Source organism: Citrobacter sp. XY323, assembly GCF_025106035.1.
GTDB classification, from domain to species: Bacteria; Pseudomonadota; Gammaproteobacteria; order Enterobacterales; family Enterobacteriaceae; genus Citrobacter; species Citrobacter braakii.
On record NZ_JANYUK010000011.1, the window covers coordinates 191,921 to 217,367 of the forward strand.

General features: G+C 51.5%; 20 protein-coding genes and 3 pseudogenes. 10 read left to right on the forward strand and 13 right to left on the reverse strand.

Features of this window, described 5'->3' with window-relative positions; translation table 11 throughout:
• Window positions 1-16: 16 nt before the first annotated feature.
• The 5 genes and pseudogenes from N0B36_RS15030 to N0B36_RS15050 all read left to right on the forward strand — a co-directional run bounded on the left by N0B36_RS15030 (window position 17) and on the right by N0B36_RS15050 (window position 5,189).
• Window positions 17-2,275 (forward strand): annotated as a pseudogene (locus tag N0B36_RS15030) (NtaA/DmoA family FMN-dependent monooxygenase).
• 10 nt (window positions 2,276-2,285) lie between these two features.
• Window positions 2,286-2,795, forward strand: a complete 510-nt coding sequence (locus N0B36_RS15035; RefSeq protein ID WP_016153131.1) for a GNAT family N-acetyltransferase — start codon at window positions 2,286-2,288, stop codon at window positions 2,793-2,795.
• Between the two features lie 9 nt (window positions 2,796-2,804).
• Complete coding sequence (locus tag N0B36_RS15040; protein WP_016153130.1) at window positions 2,805-3,731, forward strand: amino acid ABC transporter permease; 927 nt, start codon at window positions 2,805-2,807, stop codon at window positions 3,729-3,731.
• Window positions 3,715-4,488 (forward strand): amino acid ABC transporter ATP-binding protein, encoded by a 774-nt coding sequence (locus N0B36_RS15045; protein WP_019076808.1) that lies wholly within the window; start codon window positions 3,715-3,717, stop codon window positions 4,486-4,488. Before N0B36_RS15040 ends, N0B36_RS15045 begins: the two co-directional genes overlap by 17 nt.
• A gap of 83 nt (window positions 4,489-4,571) precedes the next feature.
• Complete coding sequence (locus tag N0B36_RS15050) at window positions 4,572-5,189, forward strand: glutathione S-transferase family protein (RefSeq protein ID WP_181599239.1); 618 nt, start codon at window positions 4,572-4,574, stop codon at window positions 5,187-5,189.
• Between the two features lie 69 nt (window positions 5,190-5,258).
• On the opposite strand, the gene N0B36_RS15055 is transcribed toward N0B36_RS15050, so the two are convergent.
• Together N0B36_RS15055 and N0B36_RS15060 are read right to left on the reverse strand one after the other, a co-directional pair.
• On the reverse strand, window positions 5,259-6,569 hold the full coding sequence (locus N0B36_RS15055; protein ID WP_016156557.1) for an MFS transporter: 1,311 nt from the start codon (window positions 6,567-6,569) through the stop codon (window positions 5,259-5,261).
• Between the two features lie 73 nt (window positions 6,570-6,642).
• Window positions 6,643-7,839: an L-talarate/galactarate dehydratase gene (locus N0B36_RS15060; RefSeq protein ID WP_016153126.1), complete on the reverse strand. Its 1,197-nt coding sequence runs from the start codon at window positions 7,837-7,839 to the stop codon at window positions 6,643-6,645.
• A gap of 271 nt (window positions 7,840-8,110) precedes the next feature.
• Between N0B36_RS15060 and N0B36_RS15065 the strand changes: the two genes are divergently transcribed.
• Together N0B36_RS15065 and pptA are read left to right on the forward strand one after the other, a co-directional pair.
• On the forward strand, window positions 8,111-9,163 hold the full coding sequence (locus N0B36_RS15065) for a LacI family DNA-binding transcriptional regulator (RefSeq protein ID WP_233628821.1): 1,053 nt from the start codon (window positions 8,111-8,113) through the stop codon (window positions 9,161-9,163).
• Window positions 9,164-9,197: 34 nt separating this feature from the next.
• Window positions 9,198-9,425 (forward strand): tautomerase PptA, encoded by a 228-nt coding sequence (pptA, locus tag N0B36_RS15070; RefSeq protein WP_047358141.1) that lies wholly within the window; start codon window positions 9,198-9,200, stop codon window positions 9,423-9,425.
• A 39-nt stretch (window positions 9,426-9,464) separates the two neighbouring features.
• On the opposite strand, the gene N0B36_RS15075 is transcribed toward pptA, so the two are convergent.
• Window positions 9,465-10,037: a flavin reductase family protein gene (locus N0B36_RS15075; protein ID WP_016156553.1), complete on the reverse strand. Its 573-nt coding sequence runs from the start codon at window positions 10,035-10,037 to the stop codon at window positions 9,465-9,467.
• A 157-nt stretch (window positions 10,038-10,194) separates the two neighbouring features.
• Here N0B36_RS15075 and nhoA point away from each other — a divergent pair, with 157 nt between their 5' ends.
• Window positions 10,195-11,040, forward strand: coding sequence for an N-hydroxyarylamine O-acetyltransferase (nhoA, locus tag N0B36_RS15080; protein WP_047417413.1), 846 nt, complete (start codon window positions 10,195-10,197; stop codon window positions 11,038-11,040).
• Window positions 11,041-11,075: 35 nt separating this feature from the next.
• A pseudogene (murP, locus tag N0B36_RS15085) lies at window positions 11,076-11,243 on the forward strand (PTS N-acetylmuramic acid transporter subunit IIBC); the annotation flags it as partial.
• A 102-nt stretch (window positions 11,244-11,345) separates the two neighbouring features.
• Here murP and N0B36_RS15090 read toward each other — a convergent pair.
• The 9 genes and pseudogenes from N0B36_RS15090 to N0B36_RS15130 all read right to left on the reverse strand — a co-directional run bounded on the left by N0B36_RS15090 (window position 11,346) and on the right by N0B36_RS15130 (window position 23,433).
• A complete protein-coding gene (locus tag N0B36_RS15090; RefSeq protein ID WP_016153121.1) occupies window positions 11,346-11,738 on the reverse strand; it encodes a hypothetical protein in 393 nt (130 codons plus the stop codon).
• Between the two features lie 59 nt (window positions 11,739-11,797).
• On the reverse strand, window positions 11,798-13,198 hold the full coding sequence (locus N0B36_RS15095) for a PAAR domain-containing protein (protein ID WP_259688577.1): 1,401 nt from the start codon (window positions 13,196-13,198) through the stop codon (window positions 11,798-11,800).
• A gap of 904 nt (window positions 13,199-14,102) precedes the next feature.
• Window positions 14,103-14,354 (reverse strand): annotated as a pseudogene (locus N0B36_RS24460) (PhzF family phenazine biosynthesis isomerase); the annotation flags it as partial.
• Between the two features lie 135 nt (window positions 14,355-14,489).
• Window positions 14,490-15,170: a respiratory nitrate reductase subunit gamma gene (narI, locus tag N0B36_RS15105; RefSeq protein ID WP_003833047.1), complete on the reverse strand. Its 681-nt coding sequence runs from the start codon at window positions 15,168-15,170 to the stop codon at window positions 14,490-14,492.
• Window positions 15,167-15,862 (reverse strand): nitrate reductase molybdenum cofactor assembly chaperone, encoded by a 696-nt coding sequence (gene narW, locus N0B36_RS15110; protein ID WP_016153117.1) that lies wholly within the window; start codon window positions 15,860-15,862, stop codon window positions 15,167-15,169. Before narW ends, narI begins: the two co-directional genes overlap by 4 nt.
• Entirely contained in the window at window positions 15,862-17,406 is a 1,545-nt protein-coding gene (narH, locus tag N0B36_RS15115; RefSeq protein ID WP_019076801.1) for a nitrate reductase subunit beta, read from the reverse strand. The genes narW and narH overlap by 1 nt, the downstream gene beginning before the upstream one ends.
• Window positions 17,403-21,143: a nitrate reductase subunit alpha gene (locus tag N0B36_RS15120; RefSeq protein ID WP_259688578.1), complete on the reverse strand. Its 3,741-nt coding sequence runs from the start codon at window positions 21,141-21,143 to the stop codon at window positions 17,403-17,405. The genes narH and N0B36_RS15120 overlap by 4 nt, the downstream gene beginning before the upstream one ends.
• A 113-nt stretch (window positions 21,144-21,256) precedes the next feature.
• Window positions 21,257-22,642: a NarK family nitrate/nitrite MFS transporter gene (locus N0B36_RS15125; protein WP_047358146.1), complete on the reverse strand. Its 1,386-nt coding sequence runs from the start codon at window positions 22,640-22,642 to the stop codon at window positions 21,257-21,259.
• 212 nt (window positions 22,643-22,854) lie between these two features.
• Entirely contained in the window at window positions 22,855-23,433 is a 579-nt protein-coding gene (locus N0B36_RS15130; protein ID WP_259688579.1) for a TetR family transcriptional regulator, read from the reverse strand.
• A gap of 117 nt (window positions 23,434-23,550) precedes the next feature.
• Between N0B36_RS15130 and N0B36_RS15135 the strand changes: the two genes are divergently transcribed.
• Window positions 23,551-25,038 (forward strand): MFS transporter, encoded by a 1,488-nt coding sequence (locus N0B36_RS15135; RefSeq protein WP_019076798.1) that lies wholly within the window; start codon window positions 23,551-23,553, stop codon window positions 25,036-25,038.
• Here the strand turns inward: N0B36_RS15135 and N0B36_RS15140 are convergent, their stop codons facing one another.
• On the reverse strand, window positions 25,039-25,419 hold the full coding sequence (locus N0B36_RS15140; protein ID WP_087121860.1) for a GFA family protein: 381 nt from the start codon (window positions 25,417-25,419) through the stop codon (window positions 25,039-25,041).
• Window positions 25,420-25,447: the final 28 nt, after the last annotated feature.

The window sequence follows — 25,447 nt, forward strand, 5'->3', positions numbered from 1 at the left end:
TTGGGTAGGGGTTATTATGGCTGAAAATCGGCAACTACGGCTCGGCACTATTCTGCATGGCGCAGCGGGAAATATGTCCGCATGGCGTCATCCGGCGGCGCAGGCCGATGCCAGTATTAACTTTGATTTTGTCAAAGAGACGGCGCTTATTGCGGAAAAAGGGAAGCTTGATTTTATTTTTGTCGCCGATGGTCTGTATATTAATGAAAAATCAATCCCACACTTTTTAAATCGCTTTGAGCCGCTGACGGTATTATCTGCTTTGGCCAGCATTACCCAAAATCTGGGATTGGTTGGCACGGTATCCACGTCATACAGCGAGCCGTTTACTACCGCACGGCAGTTCGCCAGCCTTGATCATCTCAGCCAGGGGCGAGCCGGATGGAACGTGGTCACGTCACCTCTGGAGGGTTCGGCAAAGAACTATTCCCGTGCCCAGCATCCAGAACATGCCTTGCGTTATCGTATCGCCGATGAATATTTACAGGTGGTGAAAGGACTGTGGGATTCCTGGGAAGATGATGCTTTTACCCGTAATAAGGCAAGCGGAGAATTTTTTAATCCGCAAAAACTGCATACGCTTAACCATCATGGAGATTATTTTCAGGTCGCAGGGCCGTTAAATATTGGGCGCACGCCACAAGGCCGTCCGATTATATTCCAGGCGGGCGCTTCACAGGATGGTAAGAAATTAGCGGCGCAGCATGCCGATGCTATTTTTACCCATCAGGAGTCGCTGGCGGAGGCCAAAGAGTTCTATCAGGATGTAAAAAGCCAGTTGGCCTCCGCCGGGCGACATCCCGAACAACTGCATATATTCCAGGGCGTCAGCGTGATTGTTGGCGACAGCGCAGAGGATGTTGAGCAGCAGTATCAGACTACCGCTGCGCTGGTCTCTATTACCGACGCGCTGAACTACCTGGGCCGCTACTTTGAACATCATGATTTCGCCCAATATCCACTGGACGCACCGTTCCCGGATCTGGGTTCCCTTGGACAAAACAGCTTTCGCAGTACGACTGATGAGATCAAACGCAACGCGCGTGAGCGTGGCTTAACGCTACGCCAGGTTGCTCTGGAAGCGGCCAGTCCACGCCCACGTTTCAGCGGTACGCCGCAACAGGTTGCCGATGGTCTTCAGCAGTGGTTCGACGAAAAAGCCGCAGATGGTTTTATCATCCAGGGTGGAACACCAGATACCTTCCCACGTTTTGTCGAACAGGTTGTCCCCGTGCTTCAGGCGCGTGGCCTGTTCCGCCATGAATATCCCGGTACGACCCTGCGCGCAAGCCTGGGACTCGCGACACCTGCAAACCAATTCACACAATAAGAGAAAAACGCTATGCAGAAAAAATCAGTCTTCCTCGCGCTGTCACTGGCTTTCAGCGCTAACGTCTGGGCAAATGATGTGACTATTAACGGTACGGGCGTAAGCCTGGAAGCCAATAAAACGCCAATCAATACGGCAAAAAATCCGCAGGCGATTGCGCAGTTGCCCGCGAACCTGCACCTGGCCGTACCGGGTAAATTCACCGTGGCGATTGCCGGGCTAAGCCAGCCGCCGCTGACCGTCTTTGCCGATGACAATAAGACACTGATCGGCAGCGAGGCGGACATCGCTCGTCTGGTGGCTGATAGTCTGGGGCTGGAACTCAACGTCGTGCCCACGTCATGGGAAGACTGGCCGCTGGGCGTCACGTCCGGCAAATATGATGCCGCGATCAGCAATATTACCGTCACCAAAGCCCGCAAAGAGAAATTCGATTTCGCGACGTATCGTAAGGACTCCCTTGGCTTCTATGTCAAAACCGGCAGTAAGCTGAAGAAAATCGAGCAGGCAGAAGATATCGCCGGTCTGCGCATCATCGTCGGTTCGGGGACAAATCAGGAAGCCATCCTGCTCGCCTGGAACGATGAGAACGTGAAGAAAGGGTTGCAGCCGTTTACGCCGGTGTATACCAAAGATGATGCCGCGCAAACCCTGGCCCTGCAGTCAGGCCGTGCCGATGCTTACTTCGGTCCTAACGTTATCGGCGCGTGGAAAGCTGCACTCAACGGTAAAACGCAACGGGTGGGCAGCGTTGATGGCGGTTGGCCAAAAGCGGCACACATCGCTGTGACGCTGAAAAAGGACAGCGGTCTGGTTCTGCCGGTACAAACCGCCCTCAACGGCGTAATTGGCAACGGCGACTATGACAAGGTGCTGAACCGCTGGGGAGAAGGGGTGGAACGTATTCCGCAATCTGAAATCAACCCGGCCGGTTTAGGCGACTAAGGAGGTCATCGTGAGCGATCAATTTCGCGTGGTCTCACCTGAAGCCAGCGAGCTGCAGCCAATTTTGAACGGTCTGTTCGGTGAATATGCCGCCCGCTATGGCGATTATTTTTCTCGCGACGCTGAAGTGGAGCTGACCGAATGGTATCTGGCACCGCAGGGACTTTTCGTGGTACTGGAGCGCAGCGGCGAGATTATCGCCACCGGGGCCTACAAACCTTACGACAAAGACACCGCCGAGATTAAGCGCATCTGGACGAAAAGCAGCCTGCGTCAGCAGGGGCTGGCGGCACGCGTGGTGCAGGAGCTGGAACGCAGGGCGCTGCTGGCGGGCTACAGCCGGATTTATCTGACCACGGGATTTCGCCAGCCAGAGGCCGTGCGACTTTATTTAAGCCAGGGCTACGATCCGCAATTTGATACAGCGCGCGATCCCGAAGAGTACAGCCTGCCACCGTTTGATGGCCGGCTGCGCTTTACCAAACTCTTGACCATCGCCGGTCAGGCCAGAATAGCCTGAGGAGAGAAGATGAAAACGACGGAGAGTATTAAAGTCGTACCGGCGCGCTATCCTATGCGCACCGCAGGAGCAGTCATTGCCTTGTTTGTCCTGGCGGTGATTATCCAGTCCGTGGCGTTTAATCCGCGCTGGGAATGGGGCGTGTTTGCCCGTTGGTTCTTTGATCCGGTTATCTTGTCCGGCCTTGGGCAAACTCTGCTACTGACGCTTATCGGTACGCTGTTGAGTATTATCATCGGTGGTCTGCTGGCGCTGGCACGACTTTCATCTTCCTGGTTGCTGAACGGTCTGGCATGGGGATACATCTGGCTGTTTCGTTCGTTACCGCTGATTGTGGTGCTCATCGTTTTGTACAACTTCTCCTATTTGTACGACACGCTGGCGATTGGTATTCCGTTTACTCCCATTCAATGGGGCAGTTTTGAGACCATCAATGTGCTCGGCCAGTTTTCCACCGCGGTGGTTGGCCTGACGCTGGTGCAAAGCGCCTATACCGCTGAAATTATTCGTGGTGGATTTTTAGGGGTTGACCACGGCCAGTACGAGGCAGCGGCAGCGCTGGGCTTACCCGCATGGCGACGTACGCTGCGGATTATTCTGCCGCAGGCGCTGCGCACCATTTTGCCTGCTGGCTTCAATGAAATCATCAGTCTGGCGAAAGGGACGGCGATGGTATACGTGCTGGCAATGCCTGAGCTGTTCTACACCATCCAGATGATCTACAACCGCACGCAGGAAGTGATCCCGCTGCTGATGGTGGGTGCGGTGTGGTATCTGGTGATCACCAGCGTCCTGTCGTTAATTCAGCACCTGGTCGAACGCGCGCTGGCCCGCAGCGAGCGACGTTCAGCAATCAATACCGCCCGGGTGAGTCGTGCAGAAAAACGCAACCGTCAACGTCCGCAGCAGGAGGCCGTCCATGTCCCACTCGCCTGAAGGCCATATTTCCATTACCGGCGTCAGCAAATACTTCGGTCGCCACAAAGCGCTGGATAATGTGTCGCTGGAGATCCCTCCCGGAACGGTAACGGTTATTCTTGGCCCGTCCGGTTCAGGGAAATCCACACTCTTGCGGACGATCAACCATCTGGAGCGCGTCGATGAAGGGTTTATTCAAATCGATGGCGATTACATTGGTTATCGTCGGCAGGGAGACAGGCTGTATGAGCTGAAAGAGGCGGAAATTTTGCGCCAGCGCGTTAACGTCGGCTATGTGTTCCAGAATTTTAATCTGTTCCCGCACTTAACGGTGCTGGAGAATTTGATTGAAGCGCCCATTGCGCACGGTCTGGCATCGCGTAAAGCCGCCACCGAGCGGGCATTAACTCTGCTTGATGCCGTTGGCTTGCGTAATAAAGCCGATGCTTGGTCGCGTCATCTCTCCGGCGGTCAGCAGCAGCGTATCGCTATAGCCCGTGCGCTGGCGCTAAATCCACGCGTTATGCTGTTTGATGAACCCACTTCAGCGCTGGATCCTGAACTGGTAGGCGAAGTTCTGGATGTCATCAAAGCACTGGCGCAGTCGGGAACCACGCTGGTTGTGGTGACGCACGAGATTGGGTTCGCCCGGGAAGTGGCGGATCAGGTGGTGTTTATGGTCGATGGCAAAATCGTCGAACAGGGCAGCAGCGAGCAGGTGCTGAATCATCCACGCCACACGCGCACCCAGCAGTTCTTGTCGAAAGTGCTGTGAACTTCAAGGGAAAGATAGGCAGGTCTGCATAGACTGACGAATGCTGCTCTACACTTAGGGTTTTAACTTTGGGGGGTTGCAGCATGATTAGGGTCTATGGGGTGCCGGGCTGGGGATCGGCCATCAGTGAAGTGATGCTCACACTGGCGGAGATCCCTTACAGCTTTATTGATGTTGATGGTTTTGACCGCGACGGGCCTTCGCGGGAGTTGCTAAAAAAAATGAATCCGTTGTGCCAGGTGCCCACACTGATACTGGAAAATGGTAACGTGATGACGGAAACGGCGGCGATCGCCCTGATGATCCTCGATCGTTGTCCTGAACTTGCGCCACCCGTTGGGCACGCTGAGCGCCAGCAGTTTCAGCGTCTGTTGATATGGCTGGTGGCAAATGTCTATCCAACGTTTACCTATGCCGATTATCCACAACGCTGGGTACCAGACGCCGCGGCGCAGTTGAAAAAGAACTGTATTGAGTACCGCAAATCGCTTTATATGTGGCTGAACGGCCAGCTAAGCGCTGAGCCGTACGCGTTTGGCGATCAGCTAACACTGCTGGACGTTTATATTGCCGTTATGCGCACCTGGGGGCCGGGGCATGACTGGTTTCAGGACAACACGCCCAATATCAGCGCTATCGCTGACGCGGTTTGCCAGCACCCGCGACTGCGTACTGTACTGAAAAGTAATAAGATTATTTGAATAAAAAAACGCTGTTCCGCAGGAGTGCAAATCCCGGAACAGCGGGCGAACTATCGCCATAAGCTTACATTACGCGACGGACGGGCTCAGCGTAATACGATCCAGTGGCCCCACGATAAACAGATAAGAAATCAGGCCAATCAGCCCCATCGAACCGACGTACAGAATGGCGTAATCGAATGACTGGGTATTCGCCAGAATGACGCCAATCACCAGCGGCGTGATAATACTCGCCATATTGCCGCACATATTGAATACGCCGCCAGCAATGCCGAGCACTTCTTTTGGTGAAGTATCGCTAAGTACGCACCATCCCAGATTGCCAAAGCCTTTGGCGAAAAATGCCAGACTCATCGCCGCGATAACCACAAATTCTGACGAGGTGTAGTTAGCGATAACGATGACACAGGAAAGTAACATTCCGCAGATAACGGGTAGCTTACGAGCAACCGTCAGGCTGTAGCCGCGTTTTAATAGCCAGTCTGAAAAAACGCCCCCTAACAATCCACCGATAAAACCGGCAATAGCAGGAATACTGGCGACAAACCCCACTTTAAGGATCGACATTCCTTTAGCCTGATACAGATAGGTAGGAAACCAGGTCAGGAAGAACCAGGTGATTGACGTCACGCAGAACTGCCCGATGTAAACGCCAATCATCATGCGGTTGACGCAGACGCTTTTTATTTGCGCAAAGGTAATCTTCTGTGGCTCTTTTTTATTTCCCAGCGACGGTTCGCCACCGCCTTCCCGGATATAGTCAATTTCCTGCTGGTTTACCTTCGGATGATGCATAGGATCTCTGACTTTTACCAGCCAGAAGATGCCAAGAATAACGCCAATCGCCCCAATGTAATAAAAAACAAAGTGCCAGCTGAGATTATGCAAAATAATCGTCATTAACGGTGTAATTACCCCTAACGAGATATATTGCGCGGCCTGGTAAACTGAGGTGACAAAGCCTCGTTCATTATTAGGAAACCACTGTACGCTTAATCGGCTGTTGGCAGGAAAGGCCGGAGCCTCAATGGCACCCATCAGTAAACGTAAGATAATCAATACCACAAGTGGACTGGCATACAGATAAATGGTGCCCTGAAACATGGTCACCAACGACCAGCCAATCAGGGCGCAGCCGTATACCAGACGAGAACCGTAGCGATCAAGTAGCCAGCCGCCAGGCAATTGCATAATGACATAAGAAATACCGAAGGCAGAAAAGGCCAGTCCCATTGCTTCAGGATCAAAACCTAATTCTTTGCTCATAATCGGAGCTACGACAGATAACGTCGCGCGATCGGCGTAATTAAATACGGTGGCAAGAAACAGAAATATCAAAATACCGTAACGCACTTTTGTGCGCTTTATTATTGTGTTCATCACCCACTCCTTTCATAAGGTTGAGAGCGTTTCTGTAGGGAAGAGGGCGGGTATTACTTACCCGCCAAATAAATTAAGGACGTTTACCAAACTCGCAGGTTAATTGCGTCCAGCGGCGTGTCTGCTCGCTGATGCTGAACCCCAGACCGTGACGGTCGGAAACCCACATCCGACCATCGCGCAGCTCAAGCTGTTCATTAAATAACGGGTTCAGCCATTCGAAATGTTCCAACCATGGCTCAAGCGGGTAAGCGGCTGACAGATGCAGGTGAACTTCCATGGCAAAGTGCGGAGCCAGTTTGCGACCGTGTTTTGCCGCCAGGTCCATAATTTTCAGAAACGGTGAAATTCCCCCCACACGCGGTGCATCGGGCTGCACAAAATCACTGGCATTACCGAGGATCAGCTGTTCATGTTCGCGGAAACTGGTCAGCATTTCACCGGTAGCAATCGGGGTATCAAGCGCGGCGGCCAGTTGGGCGTGACCTTCCACATCGTAGGCATCCAGCGGCTCTTCAATCCAGATCAGATTGAACTGCTCCATTTTTCGTCCCATACGAATGGCGGTTTCTCGATCCCACTGCTGATTGGCATCGACCATCAGCGGGAAGTCATCGCCCAGCGCTTCACGCACCGCGGTTAAGCGGCGAATATCCTCGGCGCAGTTTGGCTGACCAACCTTGAGTTTGATGCCGCCGATGCCGTTTTCACGGGAAATAACGACGTTTTTGAGCACCTGATCCAGCGGCGTATGCAGGAATCCGCCGGAGGTGTTGTAACACTGCACGGAGTCCCGGTGTGCACCCAATAGTTTTGCCAGCGGCAACCCTGCACGCTTGGCCTTCATATCCCACAAGGCGATATCGATAGGGGAGATAGCCTGAACCGCCATGCCGCTGCGCCCTACGGAAGCGCCAGCCCACAGCAGCTTGGTGTAGATCTTGTCGATATCGTTTGGATCTTCGCCTAACAGGTTATCGGCAATTTCTTTGGCATGAGCATAGATTCCCTGGCCGCCAGCCCGTTTGGAGTAACTAAATCCAACGCCTTCAAACCCGTCGCGACTGCGGATCTCCGCGATAATAATGGCAACTTCGGTTAGGGGTTTCTGGCGACCGGTCAGCACTTTGGCATCGCTCACGGGTGTTGCCAGAGGAAGGAAAGCCAGGGACAGCTTAACCCACTCGATACGGTCGCCGGTTTCAGCCGCGGTTTTTGCATTGGCTGATTTGGCATACGTTACGGCATCGGAATTCGCACTTAAAGACATTCTAATCTCTCCTGGTGATAACAAATGATTGCGCTAACATTTTTAGTGTTAGCGCAATCATTGCGCCAGCGAATTGAATGCGTTTTGAACAATCGCTCACAAATACTGAGACAAAAGGGCAGTAACTTGTAAACAGCATCACATTCCAATACTTTATGGGTAAATGCACAAGTCATTATGATGGCGCTATCATTTCAGATGGCGCTAATTAACTAAGCTGCTGTTTTCTCAGCGTTATCGTAGAGGGGCGCTGGCAATAGCCGAAATCATGATGAATAATGCCAGGATAAATCAGCGATTTTTGACAAGGGCATCGACAGTGAAAAATCCCAGACCTCCGCGCGCACCCACGCTGGAAGATGTTGCCCGTACCGCGGGATTGTCGCCCATGACGGTGAGCAGGGCGTTGAATACCCCGCAACTGGTGCGCCCGAGAACAGTAGAAAAAGTGATGCAGGCGGTACGCGCCACTGGCTATATTCCCAACGCGCTGGCCGGGGGGCTGGCGTCGCGTCGCAGTAAGCTTATCGCTGTGGTTGTCCCACAAATTAACAACAATATGTTTGTCGATACCATCCAGTCATTAAGCGATGAACTGGCTGAACGCGGATACCACATCTTGCTCTGCGTGTCGGGTTATACGCCGCAAACAGAGGCTGAGCTGGTGGCGACGCTGCTTTCTCGTCGCCCGGATGGTGTAGTGCTCACCGGTATCCATCATACCGCTGAGCTGAAAAAGGTGATTCTTAATGCGGCCATCCCGGTCGTGGAAATATGGGATTTAACGCCAACGCCCATCGATATGCTGGTGGGGTTTTCGCATGAAAAAGTCGGGCAGGCGGTAGCAGACTATTTGCTGGAAAAAGGGTATCGCCGTCCTGGTTTGCTATGGACCGCCGATCGCCGGGCTGGCCAGCGTAAACAAGGACTGTGCGATGCGCTGAGCCGTCATGGTATTGCGGCTGGTGCACAGGTGGATGTCCCGCTTCCTGCCTCTCTGGCATTGGGGCGTAGCGGGTTGGCACAGCTATTGGCTGAACGCGCGTTTGATGTCATCGTCTGTAGCTCAGATACGTTAGCCCAGGGGGCGATCATGGAAGCCGAAAGCCGTGGTCTACGCGTGCCGCAGGAATTAGCGGTAATCGGTTTTGGCGATCTCGACTTTGCCGCCAGTAACCGACCTGCCATCACCACCGTCAGCGTCGACAGACGGGCTATTGGACAACGCGCCGCCTCTCTGCTTGCCGATCGTATCGAACAAATTCCGCGTGAAGACGATATTATTGATGTTGGATTTCACCTGGTAGAACGAGAATCCGCATAAGTTACCTGCATCCCAAAACAATAAGGAATCTGCTATGCCGCACGTCGATATCAAATGTTTTCCTCGCGACCTGAACGACGAACAAAAATCCGCGCTGGCGGCGGATATTACCGACGTCATTATTCGTCATTTGCAAAGCAAAGACAGTTCAGTGAGCGTGGCGCTTAATGAAATTGAGCCCGAGGCGTGGCAGGGCGTGTGGGATGTGGAGATTGCGCCGCAGATGGCCAGGTTGATTAAAAAACCCGGCTACAGCATGTAAGACAAAACGGGCGGATTTTCCGCCCGTTTTGTCGTGCCATTATTCAGCTGCTGTTATGAGTTTTCCACTGGAGACAAACGTTCCGGCCCCAAGGTGATGCAGGGTATTGAGCTTGCCATCATCAAACTGCCAGCGTCCTTCCACGAAGGCTCGCTCATCAGCGGCAGCCGAGACCACTTCACCAAATAGCGTGTCATATTTTTCCTGTGCCGCAGTGGCAGGCAACAGGCGACACTCCATCCAGGCCAGACATTTGGCTTCAATCAGCGGTAAACCCAGTACCGGTCCCTGTACCACGGGAATGCCGTAGCAGTTGAATTTATCTTCCACCCGACCGGAAACGCTGCCTACGGCCCAGGTCCAGTTGGCGGCGGCAACGCCCGGAATAACGATGCCGAATTTGCCGCTACGTTCAATGAGCTCACGTGACCAGGCGGTCTTGTCGACAACAATCGCGATCCGCGGAGGCTCAAACTCCACGGGCATTGACCACGCGGCAGCCATCACATTTCGCCGCTCGGTATGCTCATCCCGGCTGGTGATTAATATCGTTGGGCCGTGATTTAGCAACCGACTGGCATGTTTTAATTCGATCGGACGAAAATGGCTCATGGATGCTCCTTGGCTGAGAGATAACACACCACAATAAACATAGATATTAACGGTATTAGCGATTTTGTCGCCTCGTCTGGAGGAACAACGCACAAAATCGACGGCGCAAAATTAAAAATGCGTTATAAGTACTGCATTAATTGAACAGGAACTCCGTATGACGCCTTTTTTAACCGCTTATTTTGCCCGTATTGGCTGGTCAGATTTGGCCAGGGTCAACATTGAAACCTTACGGGCGCTGCATTTACTGCACAACGCCGCCATACCTTTTGAAAACCTGGATGTATTGCTTCCAAGAGAGATGCAGCTTGACGATTTGTCATTGGAGGAGAAGCTGGTGACGGCGCGTCGCGGCGGCTATTGTTTTGAACAGAACGGAGTATTTGAGCGAGCGCTACGCGAAATCGGTTTTACCGTACGCAGTCTGCTCGGACGTGTGGTACTGGCGAACCCGTCAAGTCTGCCACCACGCACGCATCGTCTGTTGCTGGTTGAGTTGCAGGGAGAGCAGTGGATCGCCGACGTTGGTTTCGGCGGGCAGACGCTGACGGCGCCGATTCGTCTGCAGGCGAACATTGAGCAGAAGACACCACACGGCGAGTATCGGCTGATTCAGGAAGGTGAAGACTGGATCCTACAGTTCTGTCATCACGAACACTGGCAATCAATGTACCGTTTCGACCTGGTCGTCCAGCATCAGAGCGATTATCTGATAGGCAACTTCTGGTCCGCTCACTGGCCGCAATCACATTTTCGCCATCATTTGCTGATGTGTCGTCATCTGCCCGACGGCGGGAAATTAACGTTAACCAATTTTCATTTCACCCATTATCAGGATGGACACGCGGTAGAACAGATTAATCTGCCTGACGTCCCCAGCCTGTATGCCTTGTTGCAGGAGCGGTTTGGCCTGGGCGTGGATGACGTGAAGCATGGGTTTACCCAGGATGAGCTGGCGACGGTAATGGCGGCGTTTGATACGCATCCGGAGGCGGGGAAATAGGGGCATCGGAATTAGTGCCGGATCGGCGTAATCGCCTTTACAGTGCCTTTGGCCCGTCAGGGCTTGTTGCGTTACCGCTCATGACATCTAACAACGGGATTCTTCCGGCGATTGCCGTTTATGGTGGTGGTGTTCTGATCTCTTACGTTTCCGGGTTTATCATCACTGCATTGTTTGGCTGCAAAAACGTAGACCTGGATTGAGGGAATAACATGAAACTTGATATAGCTGCTTATGGTTGGATTGTTGATCAGATATATGGTGCATTGAAATAAAGCTAATAAAGGGACTCCAACGGAGTCCCTTTATTTATTCAAATATGCCATTATAACCGCCACAATAAAGGAGATTGCTATGGGTATGCTAAAATAAAAAGTTACCACATAAATTCTTGTTAATTTTTTCGGTAATGATTTTATAAACTCCACATCGCAATCATTTGAACTAGCAAGGCATTTTTTATTGAATATCAAGGGGGATATAATAAAACTCATTTTTATATCATAACCAGAAATAAAGAATGGTGATGATTTATAAAATAATTCAGTGTTAAAAGGCAAATATCCAAATCTTTCTTTATACAAAGAACATATTACATAAAAATTCTTATTTCCAATAAACATTAATATATATAAAATTATAGTGCCAAGAACAACTACTCCAGTTAAAATTAATATAATTAATTCATTGCTAGTCATATATTCCCTCATTGTTTAATCATAATAGCAGAAGCTAATTAATTGCTTCTGCTTATATATTAATTAGTCATATTATATATTGATTCACCTAACAACGCCCCCCCTTCTTCGCCAGCCTTACTAACTCCAAAAGTCGTCAATGCTGGTACAACAATTTGGCAAGCTATAGCTCCCGCGCCTCCTGCTGGAGCACTTAATGCAGCCAATACAATTGAACAGACTGCTGTCGATGTTGATTTAATGGCAATTTTAAATACTACCGGAGCAGCTAATCCACCAGAAAATTTGCCAATTTCAGTGTAAGCTGTTTTTTCACAGTCTCTACCAATTGTACAGGCATCATAAATAGAAGTAGCACCATTCAATGCTGACAAACCGATACTAACTTTATTGAACGTTTTCATCAGCTTTGCCAGTTTTGCCGATTTTTCTATATAAGTTGCGTAACCTTCAATATCGTTAACGCCAGTTTGATTCCATTTATGGACAATTGAAGACGAAGATAATCTTAGTGCTTTTTTCATATCATCATATTGAGCAAGGCCAATGTGCTCCCTAAATATTTTTAAAAATATACCATCCAGATTTTTGAATAATCTTCTTCGCTCTGCAAAAAATTGCTCGCTAATTAAAATGCCACGAGTTGCATATGTGTTTTTATATGTGTCCTGAATTTGCTTTAACGTACTTTCAATTTCACCAAAATATTTTTCTGACATATCACTCAGAATACCGCCATAGTCAGAACCATATGAAGTAAACATGTCTATTACATGTCTGTTCTGATATAAAAATCTTGCTTCGTCTAATGTTAATGGTTCCAACGCATTATCAATTCTATCTCTAGTTCTCTCGATATGTTTGATTTGATCTGCATCCTGTTTTTCTGGATCTACAATAATTAAAATTGAACCAGGTTTTTTCTTTATATCTGGATTTAATTTTTTATATAGTTCGCGAGTTCCTTCTGGTAGATTAACAAAAATATACTGTTCATATGATGATGGTGTGGACCCGTAAGGTAATACGCAAAATCCCGCATCTACAGGCTCGCGTGATGGTTCATCTTCTTCTACTGGACAGGATGATCCTGGTGCCATAGTAAGCGGTTTTGGTACCTTATGTGGTGTTACAGGTTCTATTCTGTTTGTTACTGGTTTTGACGTGTTGATAGCCATGCTCTCATAATCATAAGTCATACCTGAATGCGAATGAATAAATCGACATTTACATGGGCACATACCAACACTGTGCGCCGTTCCGGCTGCCCGCCTGTCATGTATAAAATAACCTGGTTGACCACCTACTATTTGATAAAGTTTCTTATCTACACCACATATATATTGATCACCTTCACAAGCGGTTGGTTGTCCATAAATCGTATGTTCGATACAGCCAGAAACAATTTTCCCACCGCAAGTTGTTTTATCTCCAATGACTAAAAAAAATCCATATCCCATTTCGTGTTCCTTTTTTATTAATTTAAATTCTCAGGATACGATGACAGACTAATTCTCACATTGGTTATGTGATTCCCGTCTCATAAAATAAAAATGCCTGATTTTTTTTGTGGGATGATTCAGGATTTCAATAATTAATTTAATTAAATTTTCTTTATGAATATGTTCTATTGTTTTTTCGTTCTCTATAATAAGATTCATCTTATCAATCCCATTATTTGACAATAGTATCTGTAACGCTTTCTCCCATTTCAACGTGGTTTCACGTTTTTCAATAATATAATCGTATTTGTCATAATGTTTTTCCCCATACTTTTGTTAGTATGTTGATTTACTATATCCTTTTCATTTTCTGTAAAATGAATCATCCCGGCTAATGTTTTAAATGTTCTTGTTATATCGCGCATCGAAAAAACAGATTCCAAATGTTTTTTTCGCAAAAATATTAACAAGCTCAGACCAATAAGAAGAACTTAGCCCTATTTTTGACTTTAAAGCGCGTTTGAGTTTATCAACTTTGATCTTAGTATCATAGATTTTGAGTTGTTTTTCACAGTTTTTATTAGGGAAATAAAAATAACTATCAGGATACCGTTTAGCTTGTTCGTCCAGTATTTTTTTAGCTGATTCATAGATGTAAATGACATTATCTCTGTTCAACTTTGTAAATTATTTTGATATCACTAATTTGTTATTTTTAGATTCATATAAACTTTTTATAGTCAATGATTTTGAACGTTGTAGGCCTTATCCGGCCTACGGGAACAATTAAAAATCTATCGTCCATTCTGCGTGAAACAGGATCACCGCCGAACCGGTAATAGTGACTTTTTCTGGCTGGTTATCACGGATAGTCACCGTCACATCAACAATACCGTCGCGCCCGAGCGCACGGCCCTGAGTTTGCCCGCACATAATGTGCAGCGACGGTAGCATGCCCACAGATAGGAACTTCGACCGTCGGCGTGAAATAGCGGATGCGAACATCGCTGTCGTCGCTGGTCAGCAGGAAAGCGGTTTCCGAATGACGCAGCTCGCGAGCAATGAGTTGCATCTGCGCTTCGCTCAGTCCGTCAGCATGCAAAACCACACCTGCTGAATTGCCGCGAAAGGGTACCGAGGTAAAGGCATCGACGTGGTAAACCTGTGGTTTCATTAACGTTCTCCCTGGAATGGAGAAGCATCATAATGTGCAAAATGCCGGATGGCGATGACCGCTATCTTATCCGGCCTACGGTGCCTGGTTGTAGGCCGGATAAGGCGTGTCGTCACCCGACATTTCAATGCGGATTTATCGGCGTGAACGCACTATTTGATAGCGGCGGGTAAAGTACTCAAACGGCGCGCTCCACACGTGAACCAGGCGTGTGAACGGGAACAGCAGGAAGATAGTCATCCCCAGAACCAGATGCACACGGAAAATCAACGCCACGCCATCCAGATGCGCAGACGCGCCGCCCTGGAAAGTCACCACCGACTGCGCCCAACCTACCAGTTTCAGCATTTCACTGCCGTCAGGATGCTGCGCAGAGAATGGGATGGTGGTTAAGCCGAGGATACACTGAATCAGCAGAACGCAGAGGATCAGGATATCGGCAGTGGAGGAGGTTGCACGAATGCGCGGATTGGTCAAACGACGTACCAGCAAGCCAGCGCCACCGACCAGCGTCAGCACGCCACAGAGCCCACCGGCGATCATCGCCATCTGCTGCTTCACCGCAATCGGCAGGAACCAGGCATACATCCAGTGCGGGGTTAACATGCCAAACAGGTGCCCGAAAAAGATCCCCAGAATGCCGATGTGGAACAGGTTTGACCATAACACCATGCCGCGTTTGTCCAGCATCTGGCTGGAAGAGGCCCGCCAGGTGTATTGCCCGTAGTCATAGCGTAGCCAACTGCCGAGGATAAACACCGTGCCGCACAGGTACGGGTAGATATCGTAAAAAAAGACGTTCAGGTACTGTATCATTTCGGGCCTCCCGCGCTGACGTCGACATACTGAGGTGCCACGTCCTGGCTAAAGCGTCGTTGATAGTTTTGTAACGGTGAACTGTCACAGGCGGTGGCGTTATCCTCGATAAACTTCACCTGTTCCTCTTCCCAGACGGCATCCAGCGCCTGTCGGGTATCGTCGCGGGTTTCCGTGCCAACCTGTTTAGTGACACTGTCACTTGAAAGAGGGCTTCCGGCAAGCAATAGCAGGGCGTCAAACAGTTGATACCACGGCGTATCACGCTGTTTCAAACGCCCACCCAGCAGCGCCAGAATCGGTGCGACGTTCTGCAATCCTTCTTTGGCCTCCGCTTCCGGCAACACGCTTAAGTACTCCAGATACAGCGGCAGATGATCCGGCAGTTCGCGGCAGTCGAGCTGCAGTCCGACCTTTTCGTACTGCGCCAACAGATCAACCATCGCCTGGCCCCGATCGCGAGACTCGGCGTGCACGTGCTCAAACAGCAGCAGAGAGGTGGCCCGGCCCCGGTCAAATATCTCACACCATTCGGCTTGTTTATCCAGTAATGGCGCATTGAGCAGCCCCTGGCTAAATTCGGTAAGCATTGGGGCATCGCTGGCCACAAGCGCCAGCGCCTCGTCTTTACACTCCCACAGCAACTCGTCGGGATATTCCATCAGCAGGCCGATAACCTTCAGGATTTGCATTATTCACCCTCCGCTTTATCGCGCACTTCGGTGATGTCGATGGCGTCAATACGACTGCTGTTAAACAGGTTGAATTTGGTATCTGAGCCATGGCAGCCGTCGCCAAAGGTAAATCCGCAACCGTTTTTCTCCGGGAACGCATCACGCGCCATTTCACGGTGGCTGGTCGGGATCACGAAGCGGTCTTCATAGTTGGCGATGGCCAGATAGCGATACATCTCTTCAACCTGCTCAACGGTCAGACCCACTTCCTCAATCGCGCGGGTGTCCGTAACGCCTTCTACGGTTTGCGAACGCATATAATGGCGCATGGCCATCATTCGTTTTAGCGCCCGCAGTACCGGACCGGTATCGCCCGCGCTAAGCATGTTGGCAAGGTACTGAACCGGAATTCGCAGTGATTCAACCGCTGGCAGAATGTTGCCATTGTGCGGCAGTCCCCCCGCGTCAGCGACCGACTGAATCGGCGACAACGGCGGTACATACCAGACCATCGGCAGGGTGCGGTATTCCGGGTGCAGCGGCAGCGCCAGCTTCCAGTCCATCGCCATCTTGTAAACGGGCGAACGTTGGGCCGCTTCGATGACGTTGTGCGGAATACCTTGTTTTAACGCCTCTTCAATGACCGCCGGGTCGTGTGGATTGAGGAACACATCGCACTGACGCTCGTAGAGATCGGTCTCATGCTCGGTGCTGGCTGCTTCTTCGATGCGGTCGGCGTCGTACAGCAATACGCCAAGATAGCGGATGCGTCCCACGCAGGTTTCCGAACATACCGTCGGCTGGCCGGACTCAATACGCGGGTAGCAGAAAATGCACTTCTCTGATTTACCGCTCTTCCAGTTAAAGTAGATTTTTTTGTACGGACAACCGCTGATGCACAAGCGCCAGCCGCGACATTTATCCTGGTCGATCAACACGATGCCGTCTTCTTCGCGCTTATAGATGGCACCGCTCGGGCAGGTGGCGACACAGCTTGGGTTCAGGCAGTGTTCGCACAAGCGCGGTAAATACATCATGAAGGTGTTTTCGAATTGCCCGTACATCTCCTTTTGCATTTTCTCAAAGTTACGGTCGCGGGCACGTTTTGAGAACTCGCCGCCGAGTAACTCTTCCCAGTTAGGGCCCCAGATAATCTTGTCCATCCGTTTGCCATCTATCAGCGAACGTGGACGTGCGGTGGGCTGATTCTTGCTTTCCGGCGCGCTATGCAGATGCTGATAATCGTAGGTAAAGGGTTCGTAATAATCATCGATTTGCGGGATCACCGGGTTAGCAAAAATTTTGGTGATAACGCCCATCTTGCCGCCCAGGCGCGGCCTTATCTTCCCGTTAACATCGCGAATCCAGCCGCCTTGCCACTCTTCCTGATCTTCCCAGTTTTTCGGATAACCAATGCCTGGCTTGGTCTCAACGTTGTTAAACCACGCATATTCCATCCCTTCACGTCCGGTCCAGACGTTTTTACAGGTGACGGAGCAGGTGTGGCAGCCGATGCACTTATCCAGATTAAGAACCATGCCTACCTGTGAGCGTATTTTCATTTTTTCGCCTCCTGTACCTGATCGCGACCTTCATCATCCAGCCAGTTAATATTTTTCATTTTTCTAATCATGATGAACTCATCGCGGTTAGAGCCGACCGTGCCGTAATAGTTGAAGCTGTATGCCAGTTGCGCATAGCCGCCGATCATGTGCGTGGGTTTCGGGCAGACGCGGGTGACTGAGTTATGGATCCCGCCGCGCATACCGGTGACTTCCGAGCCAGGGATATTCATGATTCGCTCCTGAGCGTGATACATCATGGTCATTCCCGGCGGCACGCGCTGACTCACCACTGCCCGCGCGGTGAGCGCGCCGTTGGCGTTAAAGGCTTCAATCCAGTCGTTATCCTCAATGCCCAGCTCTTTAGCATCGGTTTCACTGATCCAGACAATGGGGCCGCCGCGCGACAGCGTCAGCATCAGCAGGTTTTCGCTGTAGGTAGAGTGGATCCCCCATTTCTGATGCGGAGTCAGGAAGTTGAGCGCTTTTTCCGGGAAGCCGTTAGGCGGAACTTCGCGCATATTGCTGACGCTTCGGGTATCGATAGGCGGACGATATGCCACCAGACTTTCACCAAACGCTCGCATCCACGCGTGATCCTGGTACAACTGTTGGCGACCGGACAGGGTGCGCCACGGGATCAGCTCGTGGACGTTGGTATAGCCTGCGTTATAGGAGACATGTTCACTTTCCAGCCCGGACCAGGTGGGGCTGGAGATGATTTTGCGCGGCTGCGCCTGAATATCGCGAAAACGGATTTTCTCGTCTTCTTTGTTCAACGCCAGATGCGTATGGTCGCGTCCGGTCATCGCTCCCAGCGCTTCCCAGGCTTTCACCGCCACCTGACCGTTCGTTTCCGGTGCGAGGGCGAGGATCACCTCAGACGCGTCCAGCGCGGTGTCTATCAGTGGTCGGCCTTTCGCCGGACCTTCGCGTTTGGTGTAGTTCAGCTTGCCGAGGAAATCGACCTCCGTCTGGGTATTCCACGTAATACCTTTCCCGCCGTTACCGAGCTTGTCCATTAGCGGACCGAGCGAAGTGAAGCGTTCGTAGGTGGCGGGATAGTCACGTTCCACGACGGCAATATTGGGCGCCGTTTTCCCCGGGAGGAGATCGCATTCGCCTTTACGCCAGTCCTGAATGTCAAACGGCTGCGCCAGCTCTGCCGGGGAGTCGTGTTGCAGCGGTTGCAATACCACATCCGTTTCTTGCCCAAGGTGCCCGACGCAAACCTCAGAGAAGACTTTGGCGATGCCTTTATAAATTTCCCAGTCGCTCTTCGATTCCCACGCAGGATCGACCGCCGCCGACAGCGGGTGAATAAACGGATGCATATCCGAGGTGTTCATATCGTCTTTTTCATACCAGGTGGCGGTCGGCAAAACGACATCGGAGAACAGGCAGGTACTCGACATACGGAAATCGAGCGTTACCAGCAGATCAAGCTTGCCCTCTATCGCCGCGGACTGCCATTCCACCTCTTCAGGTTTAATACCTTCGCTTGAACCGAGCGCTTCCCCCTGGATCCCGCTTTCGGTACCCAGTAGATACTTGAGCATGTATTCATGCCCTTTACCGGAGGAGCCGAGCAGGTTAGAGCGCCAGACGAAGAGATTACGCGGATGGTTGTTACCACTATCCGGCTGCTCGCAGGCAAAACGAATTTCACCCGATTTCAGCGCCTGTGCAGTGTATTGTGCAGGCGACACTCCCGCTTGTTCTGCCTTTGCTTTGACGGTCAGCGGGTTGAGGTTGAGCTGCGGCGCGGACGGCAGCCAGCCCATTCTTTCTGCCCGCACGTTAAAGTCGATCAAATGTCCGCTAAACTTGGACGCGTCAGCCAGCGGAGAGAGGAGTTCCTGAGCGGTGAGTTTTTCATAACGCCACTGGCTGGAGTGATTGTAGAAAAACGAGGTGCTGTTCATCTGACGCGGCGGGCGGTTCCAGTCCAGCGCAAAGGCCAGCGGCAACCAACCAGTTTGCGGACGCAGTTTCTCCTGACCCACATAGTGCGCCCAGCCGCCGCCGCTTTGTCCCACACAACCGCAGAACACGAGGATGTTAATCATTCCACGGTAGTTCATATCCATGTGATACCAGTGGTTGACGCCAGCCCCGAGGATAATCATCGAACGGCCATGGGTTTTGTGCGCCGTATCGGCAAACTCACGGGCGATTTGTTCGATATGACGACGAGGGACACCGGTAATTTGCTCTCCCCAGGCCGGGGTGTAGGCTTTCACTTCGCTGTAATCTTGCGCGCTATGAGCGTCATCCAGACCGCGGTCGAGGCCGTAATTCGCCAGCACCAGATCATAGACGCTCACCACCGGGCAACGGCTGCCATCGGCGAGGGTAAGATGTTTTACCGGCAGTTGACGAATCAGCACGGGTTCCTGTTTCACGCTGCGAAAATGTGGGTTTTCGTTACCGCCAAAGTAGGGGAATGCCACGCCGGTCACTTCATCATGCTGACCAAGCAACGAGAGGGAAAGTTCTGTTTCAGCGCCAGCCGCCAGTGGCTCCAGGTTCCATTTACCTTTCTCGCCCCAGCGAAAACCGATAGACCCGTTCGGGACCACCAGTTCGCCAGCAGTGTTAAAGGCCACGGTTTTCCACTCCGGATTGTTACTTTCGCCCAGACCATCGACAAGGTCTGAGGCGCGCATCATGCGCCCTGGCACGTAGCTGCCATCTTCCCGGGCATCCAGCAAAACCAGCATCGGCATATCGGTATAGCGACGACAGTAATTGATGAAGTAATCGCTGGGATTGTCGAGGTGGAATTCTTTGAGGATGACGTGGCCCATCGCCATCGCCAGGGCGCTGTCTGTCCCTTGCTTGGGTGCCAGCCACTGGTCGCACAGTTTGGCGACTTCCGAGTAATCCGGCGTAATGGCAATCGTCTTGGTGCCTTTGTAGCGTACTTCAGTAAAAAAGTGCGCATCCGGGGTACGGGTCTGCGGCACGTTTGACCCCCAGGCGATGATGTAGCTGGAGTTATACCAGTCGGCGGATTCTGGAACATCGGTCTGTTCGCCCCAGGTCATCGGTGATGCAGGCGGTAAGTCGCAGTACCAGTCATAGAAGCTCAGGCAGGTTCCGCCCAGTAGCGAAAGATAACGTGTGCCTGCGGCATAGGAGACCATCGACATAGCAGGGATCGGGGAGAACCCGGCCACGCGATCCGGGCCATAGGTTTTCACCGTCCAGACGTTGGCGGCGGCAATGAGCTGATTAAGCTCTTTCCAGTTGGAACGGATAAAACCACCGCGCCCGCGTACCTGTTTGTAGCTCTGGCATTTTTGCGGGTCGTTCATAATGGATTCCCAGGCCTGCACCGGATCGGGCTGGCGGGACAGGGCGTCGCGCCACAGTTCGATCAGACGTTTACGCACCAGGGGATATTTCAGACGGTTGGCGCTGTAAAGATACCAGGAGTAGCTGGCACCGCGCGGGCAGCCACGGGGTTCATGATTTGGCAGGTCAGGGCGGGTTCGCGGGTAGTCGGTTTGCTGCGTTTCCCAGGTCACCAGTCCGTTTTTGACGTAGATTTTCCAACTGCATGAGCCGGTACAGTTAACGCCGTGGGTAGAACGCACAATTTTGTCGAACTGCCAGCGCTGACGATAGCTGTCTTCCCAGTCCCGGTTGGTGTGCATCACTTGCCCGTGCCCATCGGCAAACGTATCGCCCTTTTGTTTAAAGTAGCGAAAGCGATCGAACAGTTTACTCATGACATAACTCCTGCTTTGAGAATATTGCCGACGGTGAATCGAACGGTAGGCCGGATGGCGGTTAACGCCTTATCCGGCCTATCGAACTGTCCGATCCTGCGGTATCCATTTTGTTATTTTTTTTGTGATTTACGGCCATAGACCAGCCAGGTCACCAGCACGCAGACGATGTAAAACACGAGGAATATTTTCATTGCACCCACCGGAGAGCCGGTCAGCGCCAGCGATGAACCAAACGCTTTGGGGATGAAAAAGCCCCCCACAGCGCCAATAGCAGAGATGAATCCCAGGGCGGCAGCGGTATCGGTTACCGCCTCACGTTGGGCCTGTTCTTCAGTACCACCGTGCAGCTTCACCCGGTATATGGTGATTTTGCGAAAGATCACCGCGATCATCTGGAAGGTTGAGCCGCTTCCCAGACCCGCAGTCAGGAACAAGCCCATAAACACCAGGTAGAAGGCGACAAAGTTTCCTTCGCCTGACCCAGGCAGGGTGAGGAACAGCAGGGCGCTAAACAACGCCATAAAGATGAAGTTAATTAACGTGACGCGCACACCACCGAATTTGTCAGAGATCACCCCACCTGCCGATCGCGCAAGAGCACCGATGAAGGGGCCGAAGAACGCCAGTTGCAGGATATTCACGTCCGGGAACTGAGTTTTCGCCAGCATGGCAAAGCCTGCCGAAAAGCCGATAAATGAACCGAAAGTGGCGAGATACAGCAGGCTTAATAACCACAGATGAAAACGTTTGAGGACCGGCAACTGGGAAGCAATTGAGGCCTTCGAACTGGCAATATCGTTCATTCCCATGCCTGCTGCTAAGGTGGCTATCAGCAGTAACGGAACCCAAATCCATGCGGCATTGGCCAGCGACAATAACGAGCCGTCGGCTTGCGGTACGCCCTGTACGCCCAAAAAGGTAAAGATAGGCAGAAAGATCACCAGCGGCGCGATCAACTGCATCACGCTGACGCCAAGGTTGCCGAGACCACCGTTAACGCCTAATGCGCTGCCTTGTTTCGCTTTGGGGAAGAAAAAGCTGATATTACCCATGCTGGAGGCAAAGTTTGCGCCAGCAAAACCGCACATCAGCGCAATGATAATAAATACGCCAAACGGAGTAGCGTTATTTTGCACGGCAAAACCGAGCCAGACGCAGGGAATAACCAGAATAATCGTGCTAAAAATGGTCCACCGGCGCCCACCAAATATAGGTACCATAAAGGAGTAGGGAACGCGCAATATTGCGCCAGAAAGAGAAGGCAATGCCGTTAATAAAAACAGTTGGTCAGTAGTGAAATTAAAACCAATTTTATTCAGATTGACGGCCACGGCGCTGAACAACATCCAGACGCAGAACGCCAGCAACAGACAACTTACTGATATCCAGAGGTTTCTGCGTGCAATATGCTTACCTTTGTTTTCCCAAAAGGCAGGGTTCTCCGGTTTCCAGTCAGTTAAAAGATAACGATTATTTTTCTCATTTGATGCTGACATATTATTCTCCATGCCCATGCCGTTCATGAAAAAGAAATAAACGCACACAGCGCCGCGCGAGTTCTTTTTAGAAATTATTGAAAAGTTTTGGGAATATTGACTGAAAGAATAGATAAAAAAGTGCAATAACGCGGCGTGATGAGGGAATTACATGTTGCTTAAGTGTTACCAATTGTAAAAATAAAAGATGTATTATTAATTCATCTATAACATCAATTAACTAACTCTAACGTAATCATACGATCCAAATGGCGTTCGAATGCAGGGTCGGCCATTTCCTCAATGCCTAAGACATAGATGCCATCCAGGCCGCAAACCAATGCGATTAAGCGCCAGGCCACCTCGGCCGCATCCGGTATTGCTGAAAATTCACCTGCACTCTGTCCTTGAGTGATGATAGCGGCGGTTTCTTCATGCCACATCCGCATGGTTAGCAGGTAGGCGGTTTTGATTTCCGGATCTTTATCCGCCAGGACCTGCGCTTCACGCCACAGTTTAATGTAGGGTTCGAACCCGCCATCTTCGCTGCCCAACATGGCATGCAGTCGTTCGCGGAAGCTGGCGTTATCACTGACCTGTTCGGCATCCAGAAGGGTCCGTATCAGTTGCACAAACGCGAGGGATTTTAACTCACCCGCAGAGGTAAAGTGATGGTGTACCTGCCCGGTAGACACCTGAGCTTCCGTGGCAATACGCCGCACCGTCATCGCAGTAAATCCTTCCTCAAGCGCGACACGCATGGCCGCTTGCAGAATAACTTCCCGACGTTCGTCCCGATTCAGATAGCTCATCTTTCCTCCTGTACCCGTATAGCACGCAGTTTAACAAAAAGTTGGACATACGTTCAAATTTCCGTAGGATCGTTAAAGCTGGACACGTGTCCAGTTTCAGTTTCGTTAGGGAGTTTTATGTTTCGTCAGTGGTTAACGTTAGTCATTATTGTACTGGTCTACATCCCTGTTGCGATTGATGCAACGGTGCTGCACGTTGCCGCGCCCACGCTGAGTATGACGCTGGGTGCCAGTGGTAACGAGCTGCTGTGGATCATTGATATTTATTCTCTGGTAATGGCCGGAATGGTATTGCCAATGGGTGCGCTGGGCGATCGTATCGGCTTTAAACGTCTGCTGCTGTTAGGGGGCGGATTATTTGGCCTCGCATCGCTGGCCGCTGCCTTTGCCCACAGCGCGGGTTGGCTGATTGCCACTCGGGCTGTATTGGCTATTGGGGCGGCGATGATTGTTCCGGCAACGCTTGCGGGTATTCGCGCCACATTCGCTGAGCAACGGCATCGCAATATGGCGCTCGGTGTCTGGGCTGCCGTGGGTTCCGGCGGTGCGGCATTTGGCCCACTGGTTGGTGGAATGCTGCTGGAGCACTTCTACTGGGGATCCGTATTCTTAATTAATGTACCGATTGTCCTGGTGGTGATGGCCTTAACCGCACGTTTAGTGCCGCGCCAGGCCGGACGTCGCGATCAGTCGTTAAATTTCGGTCATGCGATAATGCTGATTGTCGCCATTCTGCTGCTGGTTTACAGCGCTAAAACCGCGCTGAAAGGGCATACGGCGACCGCTGCCATTGCGTTGACGCTGTTAACCGGCGCGTTACTGTTGTGGCAGTTTGTCCGCATTCAGCTCGCTGCTTCCCGCCCGATGATTGATATGCGGCTGTTCACGCATCGCATCATCTTAAGCGGCGTTGTGATGGCGATGACCGCCATGATAACTCTGGTGGGTTTCGAGTTACTGATGGCTCAGGAGCTACAGTTTGTTCATGGTTTAACACCGTATCAGGCGGGACTGTTTATGCTGCCGGTGATGCTGGCAAGCGGCTTCAGCGGACCCATTGCCGGTATGCTGGTGTCACGCCTGGGATTACGTTGTGTGGCAACGGCGGGTATGGCGCTTAGCGCCGTCAGTTTTTACGGCCTGGCGATGACAGATTTCAGTACTCAGCAGATTCAAGCCTGGATATTAATGGCTTTGCTCGGTTTCAGCGCCGCCAGTGCGCTGCTGGCCTCAACGGCGGCTATCATGGCGGCAGCCCCGGCAGAAAAAGCCGCAGCCGCGGGCGCCATCGAGACAATGGCTTATGAACTGGGGGCCGGGCTTGGGATCGCTATCTTTGGTTTGTTGTTGAGCCGCAGCTTTTCAGCGTCGATTCTGCCGCCTGTCGGACTTAATCCACAGGAGATAGAACGAGCCTCATCGTCAATGGGGGAGGCGGTGCAACTGGCGCACTCGCTCCCGTCGTCGCTGAGTGAGGCGTTGCTGTCGGCTGCTAAAGAAGCCTTTACCTGGTCGCACAGCGTGGCCTTAAGCAGCGCCGGCAGCATGCTTATCGTATTAGCGGTAGGAATGTGGTTCAGTCTGGCAAAGGTACAGCGTCAATAACTAATGGGCTAAATGACAGGGGTAATCCATCTCTTCGACTTCTTTCCCACTCAGTCGAGCGTATTGCCCCGTCAGCCTCCAGAACGCAGGCTGTGTTTCCGTATAGATCTCTGCCGCTAAAACCAGGCGGCGGCGATCCACCTCATTCAGTTCGAGCAGCGTCCACGGCACAAAATAACGATCGCTGCCCGTTAGGGTAAACCACAGCGGACACCCGCATCCGGAACAGAAGAAACGTTCACCACGATTTGAAGAAGGGAAGTGCGAAGGTTCTGCTGAATCTGGCGACATCAGCGGCTGAGCGCTGGCTTCCAGATACATAGCGATGCCACCTGACCACTTCTGGCACAGCGTACAATGACAGGCATAGACATCCAGCATTTCGACGTCGACGGTAAAATGACTCTGC

Coding starts and splice junctions, on each gene's coding strand:
- N0B36_RS15040 (WP_016153130.1), top strand. CDS start 2,805: ATGAAAACGACGGAGAGTATTAAAGTCGTACCGGCGCGCTATCCTATG.
- narI (WP_003833047.1), bottom strand. CDS start 15,170: ATGATACAGTACCTGAACGTCTTTTTTTACGATATCTACCCGTACCTG.
- narH (WP_019076801.1), bottom strand. CDS start 17,406: ATGAAAATACGCTCACAGGTAGGCATGGTTCTTAATCTGGATAAGTGC.
- N0B36_RS15095 (WP_259688577.1), bottom strand. CDS start 13,198: ATGGGATATGGATTTTTTTTAGTCATTGGAGATAAAACAACTTGCGGT.
- N0B36_RS15065 (WP_233628821.1), top strand. CDS start 8,111: ATGAATAATGCCAGGATAAATCAGCGATTTTTGACAAGGGCATCGACA.
- N0B36_RS15130 (WP_259688579.1), bottom strand. CDS start 23,433: ATGAGCTATCTGAATCGGGACGAACGTCGGGAAGTTATTCTGCAAGCG.
- N0B36_RS15055 (WP_016156557.1), bottom strand. CDS start 6,569: ATGAACACAATAATAAAGCGCACAAAAGTGCGTTACGGTATTTTGATA.
- N0B36_RS15140 (WP_087121860.1), bottom strand. CDS start 25,419: ATGCTGGATGTCTATGCCTGTCATTGTACGCTGTGCCAGAAGTGGTCA.
- N0B36_RS15050 (WP_181599239.1), top strand. CDS start 4,572: ATGATTAGGGTCTATGGGGTGCCGGGCTGGGGATCGGCCATCAGTGAA.
- N0B36_RS15090 (WP_016153121.1), bottom strand. CDS start 11,738: ATGACTAGCAATGAATTAATTATATTAATTTTAACTGGAGTAGTTGTT.
- narW (WP_016153117.1), bottom strand. CDS start 15,862: ATGCAAATCCTGAAGGTTATCGGCCTGCTGATGGAATATCCCGACGAG.
- N0B36_RS15135 (WP_019076798.1), top strand. CDS start 23,551: ATGTTTCGTCAGTGGTTAACGTTAGTCATTATTGTACTGGTCTACATC.
- N0B36_RS15045 (WP_019076808.1), top strand. CDS start 3,715: ATGTCCCACTCGCCTGAAGGCCATATTTCCATTACCGGCGTCAGCAAA.
- N0B36_RS15125 (WP_047358146.1), bottom strand. CDS start 22,642: ATGTCAGCATCAAATGAGAAAAATAATCGTTATCTTTTAACTGACTGG.
- N0B36_RS15075 (WP_016156553.1), bottom strand. CDS start 10,037: ATGAGCCATTTTCGTCCGATCGAATTAAAACATGCCAGTCGGTTGCTA.
- pptA (WP_047358141.1), top strand. CDS start 9,198: ATGCCGCACGTCGATATCAAATGTTTTCCTCGCGACCTGAACGACGAA.
- nhoA (WP_047417413.1), top strand. CDS start 10,195: ATGACGCCTTTTTTAACCGCTTATTTTGCCCGTATTGGCTGGTCAGAT.
- N0B36_RS15060 (WP_016153126.1), bottom strand. CDS start 7,839: ATGTCTTTAAGTGCGAATTCCGATGCCGTAACGTATGCCAAATCAGCC.
- N0B36_RS15120 (WP_259688578.1), bottom strand. CDS start 21,143: ATGAGTAAACTGTTCGATCGCTTTCGCTACTTTAAACAAAAGGGCGAT.